This is a genomic window from Streptomyces sp. NPDC002276, from assembly GCF_053891435.1.
The window spans coordinates 80,157-98,101 of the sequence record NZ_JBSFCQ010000014.1 but is presented as its reverse complement, the minus strand read 5'-3'; the positions used below and the strand labels follow the sequence as shown (position 1 = coordinate 98,101).

Below are 17,945 nucleotides of genomic sequence, written 5' to 3'. Positions count from 1 at the left end.
GACCCCGTCACCGGGGCCGCCACACCACTCAGGAGAATCTCGCCGCCATGCTCAGGTATCTGCCCTTCCTGCTGGTCCTGGCCCTGTGGATCTACGCCTTCGTGGACTGCCTGAACACGCCCGAGGAGGACGTGCGGGGCATGCCGAAGCTGGCGTGGGTGTTCGTGATCCTGCTCTTCGGCGAGGTCCTGGTCGGTCCGGTCGCGTGGCTGATCGCGGGCCGGGCGCGGCGCACCCCGGACGGGGCGACGGCCGCGGAGGGCCGGTGGATCGCGCCGGACGACAACCCCGAGTTCCTGAAGTCCCTGAACAAGGACGACCTCAAGGACGACCCCAAGGCCGAGTGATACGTGCAGGTTGTACGCCGGTGAGCGGCCCGGTACGGACATTGCGCCTCTGTGCCCGGACTGGCAGGAACCGGACACTTACCTCGCATGACGACTGCTCCCGCCGACACCGCCGGCACCCTCGCCCCCGAATACGGTGACAAGGTCATCGCCGTAGAGACGGCGGGTGCCGAGCCCATCCCCGACGCCGAACGGCACGGCAGCCCGCTCCAGTTGCTCTGGACCTGGGCCTCCCCGAACATCGAGTTCGCGACCGTCTACATCGGCGTGATCTCGGTCCTCTTCTTCGGCCTGAGCTTCTGGCAGGCGACCGCGGCGATCGTCCTGGGCACCGGCCTCGGCGCGATCACGCAGGGTTTCCTCTCGCTGGACGGCCCGCGCTTCGGCGTCCCGCAGATGGTGATCGGCCGCTTCTCCTTCGGCTTCCGCGGCAACATCCTCCCGTCGGCGGCCAACGGCCTGGTGGCGGGCGTCGGTTGGTTCGCGGTGAACAGCGTGAGCGCGGCCTTCGCCCTGAACACCCTGACGGGCCTACGACCCCTGCCGTCGCTGTTGCTCGTGGTGGTGGCGGAGATCCTGATCGGCTTCATCGGCCACAACTTCGTGCACACCTTCGAGAAGTACGCGTTCCCCGCGCTCGCGCTGATCTTCCTGCTGGCCGGCGTGTGGACCTTCAAGGACGCGCACCTGGGCGGGGGCGGCACGGGCGGCGGCATGGGCGGCTTCCTGCTCGCGTTCTCCGCGGCCTGGGGCTACGCGGCGGGCTGGAACCCGTACGCCACGGACTACTCGCGCTATCTCCCGCGCACGGCGAACAAGTTCAAGACCATCCTCTACCCGGCGGTCGGCCTGTTCGTGTCGGTGACGTTCGTGGCGGTGATGGGCGCGGCCTCGGCAACGCTGCTGGCCCCCAAGGACGCGACCCCGACGGCGGCCTTCACCGGTCATCTCCCCGGCTGGCTGGGCGACTTGGTGCTGATCGCGATCATCCTCGGCGCGATCTCGGCGAACGCCCTCAACGTCTACTCCGGCGCGATCTCCCTCACCGCGCTGGGCCTGAAGCTCCCCGCGTGGCTCAACCGCAGTGTCCTGGTGGTGGTTTCGGGCGTGGCCGGTACGGCGGCGGCGTGGGCGTCCCTGTCCGACGCGGGCTCGGCGTACGAGGCGTTCCTGCTCGTCATCGCGTACTGGGTGGCGCCCTGGCTTGGCGTGGTCCTGGTGGAGCGCTGGTTCCAGTCCCGCACGCCCACCGAGGAACTGGCCCCCCGCCTCACCGACCCGACCTTCACCAACTGGCCGGGCCTGGCAGCCCTGTTGATCGGCATCGGGGTCTCGGTCCCGCTCTTCTCCAACCAGGAGGACTACGTCGGCTACGTCCCGAAGCACTGGCCGTCGTTCGGCGACAGCACGCCGATCGTGGGGTTCGTGCTGAGCGCGGTGCTGTACGTGGTGCTGCGTTCGGTTCCGGGGCTGAAGGGCGGCCGGGTTCAGCCTCAGCCGACCAGGGCCGACGCCTGATCCACGTGCTCGACCTCGATGTACCGGGCGTTCTTCGCCCCGTACGCCTTCTTGATGATCGGTTCGGCCTGGTCGGGGTCGTCGACCCCGACCTGGACGAACCCCCGCTCGTCCACGCCGACTTCACGCATCTGGAAGGTGCCGTCCCAGCGGCTCATGTCGTCGCCGATCCGCTCGGCCAGCGCGTCGAGCGTGCGCCGGTCGACGTCGCTGCCGCGCAGCCGCACGGTCACGCCTTTCACCACGCCCCCGCAGACGTCGTCGTCGAAGGCGGCCGAGGGCACGCGCCACACGTCCACGCTCTTGCTGTCCTCGTCGAGGGAGAGGCCGGTGTAGACGGCGGCGTAGCGGTGGGCGTGGGCGAGCTTGTCGATGCGGGCGACGACGCGTTCGAGGGGTTCGAGGGGGGAGTCGTCGTCGTAGGCGTGGGGGAGGCTGTCGACGGGGCGGGTGCCGACGCACTCGCGATCGACACCCGTGTCGGTGCCGGTGTCGGCCTTCGGCCGGGCGCCGCTCACGGTCCTGTCGTCGGCACCCAGATTCATGAGCCCGCGCACGGCCACGGCGGCCAGGACCGTCACAGCGACGATCGCGACGACCACGGAGATCCACAGGTACTTCTTCAGGTGCTTCTTCACGCCGAAGTCCCCTCTACGCTCCACTCGGAACTGTGACGCGGAGGCGGCCGGAGGCGTTCAGTCCCCTTTGCCGCGGTGCCCGGCGGGGTCAGCGCACCCAGCTGCCGGTGAGGGCCTGGACGGCGGAGCCGTCGCCGTCGGCGAGGGTCGTGGCGACGAAGTCGCGGGCCCACTGCGAGGTCTGGACGCGGAAGGGCGGGTGCGCGGCGGTCAGGGCGTCGACGATCGGGGCGGCCGCCTCGGCCGGCGTCTGGGCGTTGCCGAACGACTGCTGGGTGCGGGCGATGTAGGCCTGGAGCGCCGGGGCGTAGGGACCGGCTGCGGCGAGCAGGGCCGGGACGTCCAGGCCGAGGTTGGCGACGAACTCGCTTGCCACCGCGCCCGGTTCGACCACGGTGACGTAGACGCCGACGGTCGCGGCGACCGGCGCGAGCGACTGCATGAAGCCCTCGACGGCGAACTTGGCCGCGCAGTAAGCCTCGTTGAACGGCTGGCCGACGGCGCCGCCGACGCTGCTGACGGTGATCACCCGGCCCTTCGACGCGCGGAGGTGCGGCAGGGCGGCCCGGGTCATCGCCACCACTCCGAAGAAGTTGACCTCCATGGCCGCGCGGACGTCCTCGACGCTGCTCTGCTCGATGGTGCCGACCTGGGCCGCGCCGGCGTTGTTGACCAGCGCGTCCAGGCGGCCGTGCTCGGCGACGACCTCGTCCAGGCAGGCGGTGAGGCCGGCGGTGTCGGTCACGTCCAGGCGCCTGACCTGGACGCGGTTGGCGACGCCCGCCTCGGCGGCTGCCTTGAGCAGGGCGTCCGCCTTGCCGGTGTCGCGCATGGTGGCGATGGTCGTCCAGCCCGCCTGTGCGGTGCCGACGGCTGTGGCCAGGCCGATGCCGGAGGACGTACCGGTGATCAGAACCGTCTTCGGGGAGGTCATGGGGTCTTCCTTGCCTGGAGGAGGTACGACGGGCCTTTGTTCAGCACATGACCCGATTCATTCTGCCCGCAGTACGAGTTCCAGCAGCCCCGGGAACCGGGCACCGAACTCTTCCCTCCGTAGCCGGTTGACCCGCTTGGGTCCCTCGTCCCGCTGTTCCACGATCCCGGCGCCCCGCAGCACGGCGAAGTGATGACTCAGCGCGGCCTTGCCCACCGGCACATCGAAGCTCCCGCAACTGCGCGACCACTCGGCCGACCCCGCCAACTCCCTTACGAGGGTGAGGCGTACGGGGTCGGCAAGCGCGGCGAGTGCGTTCTGCATGGGGACGTCGTCGGGGTGGGTGTGTTCGGGGGCGGCCCGGTGACTTCCGGTGCTGCCGTCTCGCTGCGCCACGCTGGCCTCCCACTTGCCGAGTGTTCGATGAAAACCATACACTCGCGAGTGTTCGCTTTTCATTGAACAGTCGAGCGGGGAGTGTGCACGGCATGCGCGCAGTCGAGTTCCAGGAGTACGGCGGTCCCGAGGTCCTGAAGGTCGTTGAGGCGGAGATCCCGCACCCCGGCCCGGGACAGGTGAGCATCGACGTGGCCTACACCGGGGTGAACTTCGCCGACCTCAAGGCGCGCGCCGAGGGGTACCGGGTGCCAAGTCTCCCTTTCGTACCGGGACTTGAGGTCTCGGGCCGCATCCGGGAGGTCGGCGCCGGCGTCGAAGACCTCACCGTCGGCCAGGAGGTGGCCGCGCTGACGGAGGGCGGCGCCTACGCGGACGTGGCCGTGGCCGAGGCGGTGACCGTCTTCCCGCTCCCCCACGGCATCGACCTGCCCACGGCGGCCACCCTCCCCACGGTCCTGCCGACCGCGTACGCCCTCGTCCACACCGTGGGCCGGCTGCAACCCGGCGAGACGGTGCTCGTGCAGGGCGCGGCGGGCGGAGTCGGCACGGTGGTGGGGCAGTTGGCGAAGGCGGCGGGTGCCGGGTCCGTGTTCGGGGTCGTATCGAGCGCAGGGAAGGCGGAGTTCGCGCGGGGATTCGGCTACGACGCGGTGTTCGTGGGCGAGTTCGAGGCGCCGGTGCGGGTGGCGACGGGCGGATGTGGGGTGGACCTCGCGCTGGACCCGGTAGGCGGCGACACTTTGCGCGCCGGTCTGGCCTCCCTCGCGACCTACGGCCGCCTGGTCTCCTTCGGCAACGCGAGCTCGGCGGCACCGTGGCAGGTGGGCCAGCCCGACCTGTACCCCGGCGCCCTGTCCATCTCCGGCTTCTCGATCCTCACCCTCGCGAAGACCGACCCGGTGGCGCTACGAGCCCTGACCGAGCGGGCGTTCGCGACGGTGGTCGACGCCACGGTGTCGTTGCCGGTGACGGCGGAGTTCGGACTGTCGGAGGCGGCGGAGGCGCATCGGGTGATGGGGGCGCGGACGAGTACGGGGAAGCTACTGCTCAGGGTGGGCCGATGAGGGTTGTACGCTGCGGGCCCGGTGGGGGCTGGTCGCGCAGTTCCCCGCGCCCCTGAAGGGGCGCTTCACTCGCCCCTGTTCAGCAGCCGGAGCCGTTGTCGCGGATGGTCGATACGAAGGCCGACCACGTTGAGCGGGTGAGCATCAGCACCGGGCCCTCGGAGAGCTTGCTGTCACGCACCGGAACCACGGCGGGGAAACCGGGGGCGATTTCCACGCAGTTGCCGCCGTTGTTGTCGCTGTAGCTGCTCTTGATCCAGGTCGCCGCGCCGAGCTCGTGCGTGTCCATGGTGCTCGTAACCCTCCATCGCGTCGCTGATCAGAGCGGCGGATTCGCGGGCTGACGGGATGTCCGCCCTGAGCACATCATAGGCCTGACTGTGGCGCCCGAAGATGGCCGGATCGTCGTTGAAATGCCCACGGTCCAGCGACTCCGAGTACACCCAGTCATGCCCGTCGGGCAGCTTGATCAGCGAGAATGAGTTGCGGGGGCGGATGAGCCCGAAGAGTCCCGAAGGGGCCACCTGGATACGGATGTTGGGGCGCCGCCCGACGTCCAGCAGATGCGCGCACTGGTCCCGCATGGCCTGCGGACTCCCTACCGCGTTACGCAGACAACTCTCGTCCAGGACAGCGATGTACAGGGGTCCGTCATCGGTGAAGAAGCGCGGTTGACGACTGAGCCTGGCCCGGACACGCTCCTCCACCTCCTCGCCGCTGGCGATCTGCGAGAACAGCGCGTGCGCATAGCCGGGCGTCTGCAACAAGCCTGGAATCACACGCTCTTGATACTCGCGGAGTGCCGTGGCCTGCCCATCCATCTCAGCCCGGCGCTCGAACCAATCGGGGTGTTGCACTTCCGGATACCAGTCGATCTGGCGCCACATGCGGAGCAACGCGCCCCCCGTGCCCAGGATTTCGTCGCACTTCTTCGCAAACGACTCCTGTGGAACCCGTGTCCCCGCCTCGACCTTGGCCACATGGGAACGATCGCAAGGGATCTGCCTGGCCAACGCCTCCTGAGTGAGCAACTCGGCCTCGCGATAGAAGCGGAGTAAGTCACCGAAGAGCACCGCGTTACTGACTCCGCCCGTGGCCTCCGCATTTCGCTGGGTCACAGAACCCGCCTCCCCTCCGTGGCAATGGCCCAGTGGCACGCGTCAAGCATTGATACGCACTGTTCCCCTGGGCGACTCTCAGTACACCCAGAGTGATGAAGTGGCCCCGGAGTGAACATGGTTGAGCCGATCTCGAAGCGGATCGAACAAGGAACGCTCGTTTACGACGCCAGTACGAACAAGGTGGGTGAGTACCGGGGCAAGGCGGGCCCCTACGCGATGCTGCGCCCGGTCGGCGGCGGCCGGGAGTGGGAGGCTGCCCCGGGGTCCGTACGTCCAGCGACTCCGGAGGAACGACTGAGCGCGAGCGTCAGAGCGGCCAACTCCCGTTCCGCCGAAGGGAATTCCGTGCCGTACGACATCAGTACGCCCCCCTCCCCCGTCCCCGACTGCCCGTCCTGCGCCGACCTCGCCGCACTCCGGGACGACGCCCGCGCCCGCGCCGACGGCACCGCCGAGACCGACGCGAACGTCCTGCTGCGCCGGCACCAGCACCGCGACCACGACATCCGGCACCGGCGGATCTTCCGGTTCGTGCCGTACGCGATCGTGCAGGACCCGGGCGCGGAACCGGAGTACGAGGCCCGTTGCGTCTCCGGCGACAAGGACGACTGCGGTGCCGCGTCCGGACCGTGTGGAGACCCGGCGTCCGTAGAGGAGTGGCAGCGCAGCCACACCCAAGCGACCCGGCACACCCGCTACCGCCGCAGCTTCGCGGACTACGCGGTGCTTGAACCGCAGCCCTAAGGCTGTCCTCAGGTCAGCCGAACTTCGGCAGGTCGCTGGAGCAGGTCAACTGACCCGTGTCCTTAGGGACGATGCGCTCGACGGAACCAGGCCGGCCGTCGGTGATCTTCAGCTGAGCGGCCGACAGGTAACCGATGAAGAACTGCTTCCCGGTGGGCACGGCGGCGGGATGGAAGTCGAAGACGACCCGGTTGTCAGCCTCCCGATGGGCGGTGCGCACCTTCTCGACGCCGGGCCCGGAGCCATGCCGGTCAAGCGTCGCCGGGTCATCGACTCCCCGACAGAACTCGCCCACCTTGATGAGCACCGGGAACCCCGCCGCGTCCAGCGCCCGTTCCAGCCCCGCGTGATCGTCGAAGTAGGCCTGCTTGTCCCAACTCACCCTGACGGAACCGTTCTTGAGGCTGTCGACGGCGTAGGCGGCGGTGTGGATGTGCACGGTGCCCGCGCCGGTGGCGAGTTCGTCCGACGGGGGTGCCGTGGACGGGTTGCCGTAGGTGGACACACCCAGCGCCAGCCCGGTCACGGCCACCGCGCCCACCAGGGCGACGACGCGCCGCCTGCTCCGCCGCGCACGCCCGGTGGCGACGATCCGCTCGACGGGGGTGTCGAGAGTGACGTCGGCGAACGAGGTCCGCAGCGCGTCGAGTACGTCGGTTACGTCCGTGTCGTGTTCGGTCATGGTCCGGCCTCCGGGGTGACGAGATGGCCGCGCAGGGTCGCGACGGCCCGTGACAGGTGGGCGGTGACAGTGCCGGGCGCGATCCCCAGGGCCTTTGCCGTCGCCTCGGTGTCGAGGTCCAGGAAGACCCGGAAGGCGATCACCTCCCGCTGCCGGCGCGGCAGTTGGCACAGCAGGACGAGCAGCGCGGGATCGAGGCCGGCCTCGGCGACCGCGGGTGCGGCCCGGTCGTGCCCGGCATCGTCGAGAGCCACCTCGCGCCGTCTCCGCCGCCACCACGAGACACGCGCGTTGAACGCCGTACGCACGACCCATGCCCGGGGCGCCGGATGCCGCCCGACTTTCGGCCAGGCCACCCACGCCCGGGTGAACGCCTCGGCCACCAGATCCTCGGCGAGCTGCCGCTCCCCCACACCGGCGAGCACGGCCCTGAGGCACACGTCCCGGCTACTGCTGTAGAACTCCGCGAACTCCAGCTCCTTCACACTCCCTATACGCGCCGGGGTCGGGATTCGCTTACTTGGGGATGTCGAGGCCGGCCGGGGGTCGGTGGGGTGGGCGCGTGCCGATACCTGAACGTCGGGCCGCCCGCTTCTTTGCCAGTGTCGGGCTTCCACGGCCCGAGTAAAGGGCGCTTCGCTTCGCTACGCGTCGGCTGCGCCGATGACCCTTCGGGTCACCCTTGACTAGGTCCGCTCCAGCCCGTCTTAGAAGCGAGCGAGCGGCCACGAGGGATGGGTGGCCCAGGCAGATAGCCCGTCGGGTGGGCTGCGTCGCGGGCCGGGGTTGCGGGGCGCGTTCGCATCTCGCCAGCACGCCGGGTCGGCTTAGCGGCCAACCGCCGGTGGACCACCCCACCTGCATCGGGGGACAAGGGCGAGGGTGGCGGCGGTAGATGGTCGTGTGGTGGTGGGGGCGGAGTGGGGTTACGGTCCGGGCGGCGGCCCGGATCTACCCATTTCCTCGCCCCCGGGCGGACTGCTCAGCCTGCTCCCCACCCGCCACCCTCCGTAGGCTGGGGTGTTTTCTAACCTGTCATGATGGGTGAGAATGGTTAGTCTGGCACACAGCTTCTGGAGACCCTCCACCCCCACCCCCACCCGAGCCCCCTGCTCCCTCCTCCCTCCTCCTTCCTCCTTCCTCCCCCACCGGCGGTTGGCCGCTAAGCCGGCGCGGCGTGCTGGCGAGGCGCGGACGCGCATCCGCTCCGCTGGTTGCGGACGCAGCCGACGTAAGGGGTGACGGACCCGGGCCCCCCATTCCTCCGGGCCGCTCGCTCGCTTCTAAGACGGGCTGGAGCGGACCGAGTCAAGGGTGGAGCGCAGCGGAATCGCCGAAGGCGACGCGCAGCGCCCTTTACTCGGGCCGTGGAAGCCCGACACTGGCAAAGAAGCGAGTGGCCCAACGGTGACTTGTGAAGCCCCATCCCTGAACTCTGGACAATCCGGGGCGAATTTTGACACGGTTCGGTGTCATGCCCCTCGACTTCCGCACCTTCTACTCCACTCAGAGCACCTACTCCGACCCCGGCGCCCTCGCCTCCCGCTACGCCGAGATCCCCCACGACCCCACCCAACTCGCCCGCATCACGCGCGACTTGATCGTCCACCGCCTGGAAGCCGACTTCTACGACCACGTCCACCCCACCGACCGCCTGCACAACGACGCCGAGACCCGCTACATCGACGACATCCTCCGCATCCTCGTCGACCGGAACGACGAACCGCTCACCCAACGACGCGCACCGGGCGACCGGTTCGTCGGGACCTGCCGGGACTTCTCGCTGCTGCACTGCTCGTTCCTGCGGCACCTGGGCATACCGGCCCGTATCCGTTCGGGCTTCGCCGACTACTTCAGCGAGAACGACTCCGCCCGTTTCCACAGCGATCACGTCGTCACGGAGTACTGGCACGACGACCACGGCTGGCTCCTCGCCGACTCCCAGCTCACCGACCCCGTGATCAGGGACTACTGGAACATCGACTTCGACCCGATGGACGTACCCCGCGACCGCTTCCTCGTAGCGGGCGAGGCCTGGCAGGCCATCCGCACGGGCGGCGCCGACCCGACGACCTTCGGACTGCACCCGCCGGAGGACGGCCCGTTCTGGGGCGAACGGTTCGTCGCGGGCAACATCCGCCTCGACCTCGCCGCCCTCAACAAGGTCGAGACCCTGCTCTGGGACGTGTGGAGCGAGGACGAGGGCAAGCCGGGTGAGCCGTTGCCGGAGCCGTCACGCCTCTTCTACGACCGTGTCGCCCCGGTGGTCAGCGGCGAGGTCTCCTTCGACGCCGTACGGAAACTGTTCACCGAGGACGACATCCTGCGCACCCCGCCGACGGTGACCTGCTACGCCCCCTTCAACGGGCCGAGCCGAGTGACCCTGCGTTGTCGCACCGAGCAAGCGGTCATCCGAGTGCGGGGCCGTGCGGGAAGGCGAGCCGACTGATGATCTCGTCCTCCAGTGGACCGGGCGGCGGCCACGGGAATCGGGGAATGCGAGCGCGGAGCAGAATGAGGCCGTGCAGGGCCGCCCAGAGAGCGGTCGCCGTGGCGAAGGCATCCTCCCCACGGGACGTGCCGTCGTGCATCGCGTCGGCGACGTCGCGCAGAAGTATCGAGAACGCTTCGGCGGGAGCGAGCTGACTCGCGACGATCTCGCCGACAATGGGCGCGAGCTGGCGTACCGCCTGGTCAACGCGTTCTTCCGTGGTGCTGCTGCCTCTGGGCCGCGGCCGGGAGAAGAGCAGGGCGTAGAGCTCGGGCTGTTCCGCGCCGAAGACGAGATAGGCGTGGCAGTCGGCCAGAAGTCGTTCACGCGCGCCGTCCGCTCCCGCCCGGGCGGTCTCCAGATGACGCACCAGCAGTGAGCGGGTTTCGCTGACCACGGCCTCCACGATCTGGTCGGGTGTGTCGAAGTGCGCGTAGATCGACGGTGGCGCGATGCCGACCTTGCGGGCGATCGCCCGCAAGGTCACCGCGCTGTCCGATCCGGTCTCGACCAGCAGCTCGCGGGCTGCGGTCAGGATCTCGTCGCGGAGCTGCCCTCCCTGACCTCGGGGGTTGCGTCTGCGTGCTGCCGATGGAGCCATGCCGATGACTTTACAGCCGTAAGTTCTCATGCTCTACTTACGGTCGTAAGGTTACAGGGATAGCGCGAAGGAAGATGAGCATGGACGCCACGACCGTCACCCCGCTCTCCATGGGCAACAGCAACGCCTACCTCCTGCGTGGCGAGCAAGCGGTCCTCGTGGACACGGGCGGGCCGGAGGACGGTGACCGCCTGCGCGACGCGCTGTCCGCGCAGGGCCTTCAGCCTCGGGACATCGCCCTGGTCCTGCTGACCCACGGCCACAACGACCACAGCGGCACGGCGGCGTTGTTCGCGGAGGCCGGCGTTCCGATCGCGGTCGGCCTGGGTGACGAACAACTCCTGCGTACCGGCCGCATCGGCGCACTCCCGATCAGTCATCCAGCCGGTGCGATATTGCGGCCCATGGTCCTCCGCGTGAAGGCCCAGCCGGTCGAAGCCGACATCCTGGTGGAGGACAAGTTCGACCTGAGTCCCTACGGCGTCGACGCGCACGCCGAGCGGTTCGGCGGCCACACACCCGGCTCGCTCGTCGTCCGCGTCGGCGACGACACACTCGTCGGCGACCTGGTCCGCGGTGGCGTGCTGCGCCGGCAGAGCCCGAAGCGCCATTTCTTCACCGAGAACGCCGCCGGAGTGCGCAGGGCGCTCACGACCGAACTCGACCGCCAACCGCGGCGCCTGCTCCCCGGCCATGGCGGACCCCTCGACGCGGACGACACCCGACGACGCCTCGACAAGGTCGCGCCGGTGCCCAGTCGGCCCGCCGCGGGATCGTAAAGACAACAGCTTCTGGCTAAGCCACGGTTCGCAGCCCCCGTACCTGAGCCGCTCCCATCCCCCGTACCACCCGATGCGCGCACACCGCCGCCAGCAACTCCCCCAGCAGATCGGGGTCGTCGATCTCCAGGCCGAGCAACGACTCGATGCGTTCCAGGCGTTGGTAGAGCGACTGGCGGCCTATGTGCAGGAGCGCCGCTGTGCGGGTGGGTGAGCAGCCGTGCCGTAGATGGACCTCCAACGTCCGTACCAGGTCGCTGGGATGGGCCGCCTCCCACGCCAACAGCGGGCCCAGCGCGTGCTGCACGAGCCGGGCCAGGCGGTCGCGGTTCGCGTCGATGCCGCCGCGCGTCAGCTCCCGTTCCAGCGCCAGTGCCCGCGCCGATGTCACCAACGGGCCTCCCGGTACGGCGGGTTCGGCGGCCGGGACGGTCAGCGCGAGTTCCAGCGTCGTACGGGCCGCCCGCAGGGTGTCGCTCCAGCGGAGCCAGCCGCTGCTCGCGTCGACCACATGCCCGACCGCGACGGTCAGCCCGGGGTCCGCGGCCGTACGGAATGCCTCCTGGACGGCGCGGATCGGGTCGCCGGAGACGGCGCTCGGAAGCGCGAGCAGCGCCAGTACGTCACCCGGGAACGCCGCCCGCAGGACACTCGCCCCGCCCAGCAGCCGTACCGCCCGGTCGACGGAGGAGACCTCGCGCGCGCCGTGCACCGAGACCCCGATCAGACGCGCGCCGGGGCCGGGGTGGAAGCCGGCGAGCGCGGACCGTGCCTCGACCTCGGGCTGGTTCAGCGCGGCCCGGTCCGCGAGGTCGGCCAGGAGCGCGGCGGTGTGGTCGTCGCCCCAGGGTCGTACGACGGAGCGGCCGGACAGGCCCCGGGCGACGATCGCCCGGTTGGCGGCCTCGGTGATCCGTACGAAGGGGACGACCCGGTGGAGGGCCAGGAGCGGGAGGCCCAGGCGGCGGGCCTCGTCCGTCACCTCCGGCGGCATCGTCGGCAGGGAGCGGCCGATCTCCACCGCCAGGCCGGACGCGCCCCGGGCCGCCAGTTCGCGGACGTAGCGGCGGCGGATCTCGGCGGCGGTGTCGGTGAGGCCGAAGCCGTTGGTGAGGAGGAGTTCGCCGCCGTCGAGGAAGTTCGCGCCCTCGTAGACCTCGCTGGAGTGCACCCAGCGCACGGGGCGGTCGAGGGCCGCCTCCCCGGCCAGGAGTTCGGGCTCGGAGGCGCGGACCGGGTCGAGGGCCAGGACCTCGCGGAGGGTGAGTGCGGGCACGGGAACCTCCAGAGGCGCGGACACTTCGTCCGGGTACGGGTTGCGGGGAGAGTACTTTCCGCACGTTGCCCTCGTGTTTCGGCCGCTGGAGAGTGAGCACATGAAGCCTTTGGATCAGGCACAAGCGAGCGCCTGGCTCGCCACCGCCGTCGAGGAGGCCCGCGCCGGGCTCGGCGAGGGCGGCATCCCGATCGGTGCCGCGCTCTACGGCGCCGACGGCATCCTGCTGGGGCGCGGCCACAACCGGCGCGTCCAGGACGACGACCCCTCGATGCACGCGGAGACGGCCGCCTTCCGGGCGGCGGGGCGGCAGCGGTCGTACCGAGGCACGACCATGGTCACGACCCTCTCGCCCTGCTGGTACTGCTCGGGGCTGGTGCGGCAGTTCGGGATCTCTCGGGTCGTCGTCGGTGAGGCCGCCACCTTCCACGGCGGGCACGACTGGCTCGCCGAGCACGGTGTGGAGATCGTTCTCCTCGACGATGCCGAGTGCACCCAGCTGATGCGCGACTTCATCAAGAACAACCCTGCACTCTGGAACGAGGACATCGGTGACTGAGCCCCGCATTCCCACGATCGATCTGCGTCCCTGGGTCGACGGGGACGACGAGACCCGCAAGGACATCGCCCGTACCGTCGACAGCGCCCTTCAGACGGCCGGGTTCCTGCTCGTCACCGGGCATGGTGTCGATCCGGCGCTGCGGTCCCGGATCCGGGAGGCCGCGCGCGCCTTCTTCGCACTGCCTGTCGATGTCAAGGAGCCGTACTCCGCCAAGGTCGGCGGGCGCGGGTGGCTCGGGCCCGGCGCCGAGGCGAACGGGTACTCGGAGGGGACCGAGACCCCGCCCGATCTGAAGGAGTCGCTGACCTTCGCCACGCACCGGCCGTTCGAGGACCCGGTGGTCAACGCGGAGTGGTATGCGCCCAATGTGTGGCCGACGGAGATCGCCGGGCTCCAGGAGCTGTGCGAGGAGTACCTCGACCGGATGGGCGAGCTGGAGAAGCAGCTGCTGTCGCTGCTCGGGGTCGCCCTCGGGCTCGAACCCGACTTCTTCTCGCGGCACATGGACCATCCGACGTACGGGTTCAACATCAACTGGTATCCGGGCGTGGAGGTCGTCGGGGAGCCGGAGCCGGGGCAGTTCCGGATCGGGCCGCACACCGACTTCGGGACGGTGACGATCCTCGACCGGCAGGCCGGGAAGGGGGGACTTCAGGTCTTCACCGACGAGGGGGGCTGGGAGGACGCGCCGTTCGATGCGGAGGCCTTCACCATCAACATCGGTGATCTGATGGCCCGTTGGACCGGTGACCGGTGGCGTTCGGGGCGGCACCGGGTGCTGCCGCCGCCCGCCGACGCGCCCGCCGAGGAGCTGATGTCGCTGGTGTACTTCGGCGAGTGCACCCCGGGCACGCTCGTGGAGTCGGTGCCCGCGCCGGTCGGGCGGGTGGCGTACGAGGCCGTCGACTCGCATGTCTATCTGCGGGAGAAACTGGACTCGATCACCGTCGAATAGGTCGTCGACCCGACCGGCCGCCGTTCCGACATTTTCGTAACTCAACGGACACCACATGCCCTAGTCCGAACCAACTCCCCCTATTTACCCTGGTGTTGATAAACAGGTCCGGTGTGCAGGGCGACCGCTCAGGGGGAGATGCGGTGGGTAGAGGGCTGCACGGCCGCGGAGCGCTGTTCGAGGCACAGCCGCCAGGTCTCGCCTCGCGCCTGACCGGGCTGCGCCCCTACCAGCTGCTCACCACGCCGTACGAACACCCGGAACCGCCCTTCGTGGTGCTCGCGGGCGCGCGCGGCCTCGGCAAGAGCACGGTGCTGGCCGAGTTGCGGACCGCGTACCGCGGGCACACACCGGTCGCGCTGATCGACTGCGAGGCCGACCGGCTGACCAGGCTGCCGGACGGGCGGCCCGCCGCGACCTGGTCCCCGGTGTGGCAGGCGCTGACCACGGTCGCGGAGCAGTTGCGGGAGCCGGTGGTGCACGGCGCCGGCGCCATCGACTTCCCGCGTCTGGAGGCCGGGCTGCTCGCGGTGTGCGCCACCGGCTGGGACGCGCGGGACGAGGACAGTGCCCGTGAGGAGGCCCGGCGGATCCTGCTGCTGAGCGATCCGGCCCGGCGCTGGTCGGTGATCGCTCAGGGCTGGGCCACGAAGGTCGCCTCCCGGCTGATCGCCAATGTGTCCGGTACGGGTCCGGTCGGGCAGGCCTTCATCGAGGCGACCCTCGACACCCTCTTCGACCTGGTGTGGACGCCGAACGGGCTGCTGAAGGCGGGCGCCGAGTGGTACCGCGACTATCCGGGCGCGAGCGGTGACCCCAAGCGCGGGCTGATCGAGATCGCCCGGGACTTCCGCGCCGACGGCACCTCCCGCACGGACGCCGAACGCTGGCTGCTGCGCGCGCTGTTGGCCGACCTGGGCGACACCTACCGGCGGCGGTGGGAGCGGATGCGCCGGGTCGGGCGGCCGGTCGTGCTCGTCGACAACGTGCAGTCGGGGCCGGGGCCGGGGCTGATGAAGGCCGTACTGAAGGAACGTTCGGACGGTGTCGGCGACCAGGTGGCCTTCTTCGCCGCGCTGCGCGGGGACCGGCACCCCGATCTGCCGGACGCGGTGCGTCATCCGCTGCCGGAGGTGGGGCGGGCCAGCGGCTGGGTGCCGGGGGCTTCGCCGTCCTCGCGTGCGCTGCTGGTGACGCTGCCGCCGCTCACTCCGGAGGAGACCCGGCGGGTCATCGCGGACGTGTGCGCGACCGAGCCGATCCGGGTCGAGGTGCCGCCCCAACTTCCGTACGCCATCCACCGGTTGACGGCCGGCAGCCCGCTGGGGGCGGCGCTGCTCGGGGAGGCGGTACGGCAGACCCGGCCGGTGGGGGCGGTGAGTCCCGGGGAGTTGCTGACGGCGGGGCTGAAGCCGGAGGGGGACGCGGCGAGTGATCCGCGGCCCGTGTACCGGGAGTTGCTGGACCGGCTGGTGGCGCCCGGGATCGCGGAGGAGCTGGCCGTGCTCGCCACCGCGCACGACGGGGACTCGGCGCGGGCGCTGGCGCAGGGGCGGCGGCTGCGGGACAGTTTCGGCGCGTCGGGGGTCAACCGGCTGCGTACGCAGCTCACTTCGGAGGGTCTGCCGCCTGCGGCGGGCTATTTCGTGGGCGATCCGTTCCTGCGCACGCTGCTCCTGCTGCGGCTGCATCTGGACGACGCGGACCACGGGCGGTGGCGGGCGGTGCACCGTTCGCTGCTCTCGCACTACGAGGGGCTGCCCGGCAGCCCGGACGCCCCGTCCCGCGCCCGCTACCGGCTGCACCACGAACTCGCGCTCGGCGACACGGCGGACGCGGTGGAGTACCTGCGGGACAACTTCCGTCTCATCCCGCCGCGGGCCTGGCTGGAGACGCTGCTGTTCGTCACCGCGGCGCCCTACTACCACGCGCACGATCCGCACGGCCGGGACATCGGCGCGCCCGGCGACCACCGCAAGGCCGTCGCGCTCGCGCGTACGGACGCGGAGGAGCGGCCGCCGGAGGGCGTGGATCCGGTCCTGCATCTGACGGTACGGCGGCTGCTGCACGCGGTGTGGCAGGTGACGGATCCGCTGGTGCTGCCGGACGGGGAGGTCGCGGACCGGATGCACTTCGATCTGGAGCAGCTGTCGACGGTCTGGCCGGCCGGGAGCGAGCTGTTGTACCGGGCCGCGCAGCGGTGGCCGGAGGACGCGTTGGCGGGGCGTGCGCTGCGGGTGCCCGCGGGGGCGGACGGCGACGACGGAAGCGGGGGTCCGCGGTGAGGCGACGGCTGCGTGAACTGTTCGAGGAGATCCGGACCATCCCGGTCTACCGGTACACGGCCCTGGTGGTGGCGGCCGTCCTGGTCGCCGGGCTGGTCGTGCTGGTCCGTACGGCCCTGCACGAGGACCGGTCCTGCGCGGCCGGGGTGGCCCGTCCCGAGGGCAGCGACGAGTGTGTGGGGGTGTCTACGTCGGCGTTCGACTTCGGTCAGCGGCGGCTCGCCGACACCATCAGGGCGGTGGCCCGCGAGAACAGCCGCCTGAAAGCGGGGACTTATGTCTCGGTCGCGCTCTACGAGCCGTTCACCGCGACCGACACCGACACGATGAACGACGTGCTGCACGAGTTGCAGGGCGCCTATCTCGCGCAGTACGCGGCCAACCACGACGACAACGGCGAGACCCCGTACATCCGGCTGGTGCTCGCCAACCCCGGTGCCACGGGCACCCATTGGGAGCAGGCGGTGGACCGGATCGTGGCGATGACGACGTCGGCGGACCGGCTGCGGGCGGTCACCGGGATAGGGACGAGCACCGACAACAACAAGAAGGCCGTGGCGAAGCTGACCAAGCTTGGCGTTCCGGTGGTCGGCTCCTCCATCACCGCCGACGACCTCGCCAACGGGCAGCGGGGCAAGGACCCTTACCCCGGTCTCGCCCGGGTCTCCCCCACCAACACCGACGAGGCCCGCGCGCTGGCCTCCTTCGCCAAGGTGACGGCGGACCGGGCGCTGCTCGTCTACGACAAGCCGGGCGACCCGTACACGAAGACACTGCAACAGGCCTTCACCACGCTGCTGAAGGGATCGCCGTACGGGTCCTGGCCGTTCACGCCGCCCGCGGACCGCAGCCAGGAGGGCAGTACGCCCAACACGTTCCGGCAGATCACCGATCTCGTCTGCGACACGGACGCGAAGCTGGACACCGTGTTCTTCGCCGGGCGGCACACCCAACTGCGCCAGTTCATCAACGCGTTGGGCCGCCGCGGCTGCCAGTCACGGAAGTTCACGGTGCTCACCGGCGACGAGGGCTCCTACCTGACCGGCGACAGCCAGCTCGACGCCAGTGCCCTCCAGCACGGGGTCTCCGTCCGCTTCACCGCCCTCGCGCACCCGGACGCCTGGCTCAAGAACGCCCCGGCGACCGGGGGTTCGGCCCAGGACTCGCAGGAACTCGACAGACTGCTGGCCGCCGCGAAGACCGCGCCGGTCGGCCCGCTCGGCACGGTCGCCCTCGCCGACGGACAGGCGATCATCGCCTACGACGCGATGCGACTCGCCGTCCACGGCGTCCGCGAGGCCACCCCGGCCCAGAAGAAGATCCCGCCGCTGTCCGACGTCGGCCTCCAATGGCCGCAGGTCAAGGGCTCGTTGCGGGTGAGCGGGGCGAGCGGCTGGATCTGCCTGGACGTCCACGGCAACCCGTACGACAAGGCCGTACCGATCGTGGAACTCACCCCGAAGGGCGCCGCCCGCTTCGTGAGACTCGCCTGGCCCGAGGGCAGGCCCCCGTCGAAGGAGTGCCTGCCCCCGGCCTGAACACCGCTGAT

Annotated in this window: 19 protein-coding genes; 10 read left to right on the top strand and 9 right to left on the bottom strand. The window is 70.3% G+C overall.

From position 1 onward, the window contains the following. Positions 1–47 precede the first annotated feature (47 nt). Both ACWIHT_RS31395 and ACWIHT_RS31390 read left to right on the top strand, forming a co-directional pair. The gene (locus tag ACWIHT_RS31395) at positions 48–347 is read left to right on the top strand and encodes a PLD nuclease N-terminal domain-containing protein (RefSeq protein WP_456171659.1); all 300 of its coding nucleotides are present in this window, start codon (positions 48–50) and stop codon (positions 345–347) included. An 87-nt stretch (positions 348–434) separates the two neighbouring features. Next, a complete protein-coding gene (locus ACWIHT_RS31390; protein WP_456171658.1) occupies positions 435–1,865 on the top strand; it encodes a purine-cytosine permease family protein in 1,431 nt (476 codons plus the stop codon). Here the strand turns inward: ACWIHT_RS31390 and ACWIHT_RS31385 are convergent. From ACWIHT_RS31385 to ACWIHT_RS31375, 3 genes are all read right to left on the bottom strand, one after another. Then, a complete protein-coding gene (locus tag ACWIHT_RS31385; RefSeq protein ID WP_456171657.1) occupies positions 1,841–2,503 on the bottom strand; it encodes a hypothetical protein in 663 nt (220 codons plus the stop codon). The genes ACWIHT_RS31390 and ACWIHT_RS31385 overlap by 25 nt on opposite strands. 88 nt (positions 2,504–2,591) lie before the next feature. Next, positions 2,592–3,437 carry an SDR family oxidoreductase gene (locus tag ACWIHT_RS31380; protein ID WP_456171656.1) on the bottom strand — a complete coding sequence of 282 codons (846 nt, stop codon included), beginning with the start codon at positions 3,435–3,437 and terminating at the stop codon, positions 2,592–2,594. A gap of 57 nt (positions 3,438–3,494) precedes the next feature. After that, positions 3,495–3,833 carry an ArsR/SmtB family transcription factor gene (locus ACWIHT_RS31375; protein ID WP_456171655.1) on the bottom strand — a complete coding sequence of 113 codons (339 nt, stop codon included), beginning with the start codon at positions 3,831–3,833 and terminating at the stop codon, positions 3,495–3,497. Between the two features lie 92 nt (positions 3,834–3,925). Between ACWIHT_RS31375 and ACWIHT_RS31370 the strand changes: the two genes are divergently transcribed. Continuing rightward, complete coding sequence (locus ACWIHT_RS31370; protein WP_456171654.1) at positions 3,926–4,900, top strand: quinone oxidoreductase family protein; 975 nt, start codon at positions 3,926–3,928, stop codon at positions 4,898–4,900. Between the two features lie 79 nt (positions 4,901–4,979). Here ACWIHT_RS31370 and ACWIHT_RS31365 read toward each other — a convergent pair whose 3' ends face one another. Together ACWIHT_RS31365 and ACWIHT_RS31360 are read right to left on the bottom strand one after the other, a co-directional pair. Beyond that, on the bottom strand, positions 4,980–5,117 hold the full coding sequence (locus ACWIHT_RS31365; RefSeq protein ID WP_456171653.1) for a DUF397 domain-containing protein: 138 nt from the start codon (positions 5,115–5,117) through the stop codon (positions 4,980–4,982). Continuing rightward, positions 5,074–6,018: a helix-turn-helix domain-containing protein gene (locus ACWIHT_RS31360; protein WP_456171652.1), complete on the bottom strand. Its 945-nt coding sequence runs from the start codon at positions 6,016–6,018 to the stop codon at positions 5,074–5,076. Before ACWIHT_RS31360 ends, ACWIHT_RS31365 begins: the two co-directional genes overlap by 44 nt. Positions 6,019–6,135: 117 nt before the next feature. Here ACWIHT_RS31360 and ACWIHT_RS31355 point away from each other — a divergent pair, with 117 nt between their 5' ends. Then, on the top strand, positions 6,136–6,765 hold the full coding sequence (locus ACWIHT_RS31355) for a DUF7848 domain-containing protein (protein WP_456171650.1): 630 nt from the start codon (positions 6,136–6,138) through the stop codon (positions 6,763–6,765). A 13-nt stretch (positions 6,766–6,778) separates the two neighbouring features. Here ACWIHT_RS31355 and ACWIHT_RS31350 read toward each other — a convergent pair whose 3' ends face one another. Next, the gene (locus ACWIHT_RS31350; protein WP_456171649.1) at positions 6,779–7,447 is read right to left on the bottom strand and encodes a hypothetical protein; all 669 of its coding nucleotides are present in this window, start codon (positions 7,445–7,447) and stop codon (positions 6,779–6,781) included. Further along, entirely contained in the window at positions 7,444–7,932 is a 489-nt protein-coding gene (locus ACWIHT_RS31345) for a sigma-70 family RNA polymerase sigma factor (RefSeq protein WP_456171648.1), read from the bottom strand. The genes ACWIHT_RS31350 and ACWIHT_RS31345 overlap by 4 nt, the downstream gene beginning before the upstream one ends. A gap of 989 nt (positions 7,933–8,921) precedes the next feature. Between ACWIHT_RS31345 and ACWIHT_RS31340 the strand changes: the two genes are divergently transcribed. Beyond that, positions 8,922–9,896: a transglutaminase-like domain-containing protein gene (locus ACWIHT_RS31340; protein WP_456171647.1), complete on the top strand. Its 975-nt coding sequence runs from the start codon at positions 8,922–8,924 to the stop codon at positions 9,894–9,896. On the opposite strand, the gene ACWIHT_RS31335 is transcribed toward ACWIHT_RS31340, so the two are convergent. Beyond that, the gene (locus ACWIHT_RS31335; protein ID WP_456171646.1) at positions 9,856–10,539 is read right to left on the bottom strand and encodes a TetR/AcrR family transcriptional regulator; all 684 of its coding nucleotides are present in this window, start codon (positions 10,537–10,539) and stop codon (positions 9,856–9,858) included. The genes ACWIHT_RS31340 and ACWIHT_RS31335 overlap by 41 nt on opposite strands. An 80-nt stretch (positions 10,540–10,619) precedes the next feature. On the opposite strand from ACWIHT_RS31335, the gene ACWIHT_RS31330 reads away from it, so the two are divergent. Next, positions 10,620–11,318 carry an MBL fold metallo-hydrolase gene (locus tag ACWIHT_RS31330; RefSeq protein ID WP_456171645.1) on the top strand — a complete coding sequence of 233 codons (699 nt, stop codon included), beginning with the start codon at positions 10,620–10,622 and terminating at the stop codon, positions 11,316–11,318. Between the two features lie 16 nt (positions 11,319–11,334). Here ACWIHT_RS31330 and ACWIHT_RS31325 read toward each other — a convergent pair whose 3' ends face one another. Next, positions 11,335–12,594 (bottom strand): PucR family transcriptional regulator, encoded by a 1,260-nt coding sequence (locus tag ACWIHT_RS31325; protein WP_456171644.1) that lies wholly within the window; start codon positions 12,592–12,594, stop codon positions 11,335–11,337. Between the two features lie 100 nt (positions 12,595–12,694). Here ACWIHT_RS31325 and ACWIHT_RS31320 point away from each other — a divergent pair, with 100 nt between their 5' ends. The 4 genes from ACWIHT_RS31320 (at position 12,695) to ACWIHT_RS31305 (ending at position 17,934) form a co-directional block, all read left to right on the top strand. Continuing rightward, complete coding sequence (locus ACWIHT_RS31320; protein ID WP_456171643.1) at positions 12,695–13,153, top strand: nucleoside deaminase; 459 nt, start codon at positions 12,695–12,697, stop codon at positions 13,151–13,153. Next, on the top strand, positions 13,146–14,111 hold the full coding sequence (locus tag ACWIHT_RS31315) for an isopenicillin N synthase family dioxygenase (RefSeq protein ID WP_456171642.1): 966 nt from the start codon (positions 13,146–13,148) through the stop codon (positions 14,109–14,111). The genes ACWIHT_RS31320 and ACWIHT_RS31315 overlap by 8 nt, the downstream gene beginning before the upstream one ends. A gap of 143 nt (positions 14,112–14,254) precedes the next feature. Further along, complete coding sequence (locus ACWIHT_RS31310; RefSeq protein WP_456171641.1) at positions 14,255–16,396, top strand: hypothetical protein; 2,142 nt, start codon at positions 14,255–14,257, stop codon at positions 16,394–16,396. After that, positions 16,393–17,934: a hypothetical protein gene (locus ACWIHT_RS31305; protein ID WP_456171640.1), complete on the top strand. Its 1,542-nt coding sequence runs from the start codon at positions 16,393–16,395 to the stop codon at positions 17,932–17,934. Before ACWIHT_RS31310 ends, ACWIHT_RS31305 begins: the two co-directional genes overlap by 4 nt. Positions 17,935–17,945 lie beyond the last annotated feature (11 nt).

Excerpts from the sequence above, each read along its gene's own strand:
- ACWIHT_RS31395 (WP_456171659.1), top strand. The coding sequence starts at position 48 with ATGCTCAGGTATCTGCCCTTCCTGCTGGTCCTGGCCCTGTGGATCTAC.
- ACWIHT_RS31390 (WP_456171658.1), top strand. The coding sequence starts at position 435 with ATGACGACTGCTCCCGCCGACACCGCCGGCACCCTCGCCCCCGAATAC.
- ACWIHT_RS31380 (WP_456171656.1), bottom strand. The coding sequence starts at position 3,437 with ATGACCTCCCCGAAGACGGTTCTGATCACCGGTACGTCCTCCGGCATC.
- ACWIHT_RS31370 (WP_456171654.1), top strand. The coding sequence starts at position 3,926 with ATGCGCGCAGTCGAGTTCCAGGAGTACGGCGGTCCCGAGGTCCTGAAG.
- ACWIHT_RS31355 (WP_456171650.1), top strand. The coding sequence starts at position 6,136 with ATGGTTGAGCCGATCTCGAAGCGGATCGAACAAGGAACGCTCGTTTAC.
- ACWIHT_RS31350 (WP_456171649.1), bottom strand. The coding sequence starts at position 7,447 with ATGACCGAACACGACACGGACGTAACCGACGTACTCGACGCGCTGCGG.
- ACWIHT_RS31340 (WP_456171647.1), top strand. The coding sequence starts at position 8,922 with ATGCCCCTCGACTTCCGCACCTTCTACTCCACTCAGAGCACCTACTCC.
- ACWIHT_RS31335 (WP_456171646.1), bottom strand. The coding sequence starts at position 10,539 with ATGGCTCCATCGGCAGCACGCAGACGCAACCCCCGAGGTCAGGGAGGG.
- ACWIHT_RS31330 (WP_456171645.1), top strand. The coding sequence starts at position 10,620 with ATGGACGCCACGACCGTCACCCCGCTCTCCATGGGCAACAGCAACGCC.
- ACWIHT_RS31320 (WP_456171643.1), top strand. The coding sequence starts at position 12,695 with ATGAAGCCTTTGGATCAGGCACAAGCGAGCGCCTGGCTCGCCACCGCC.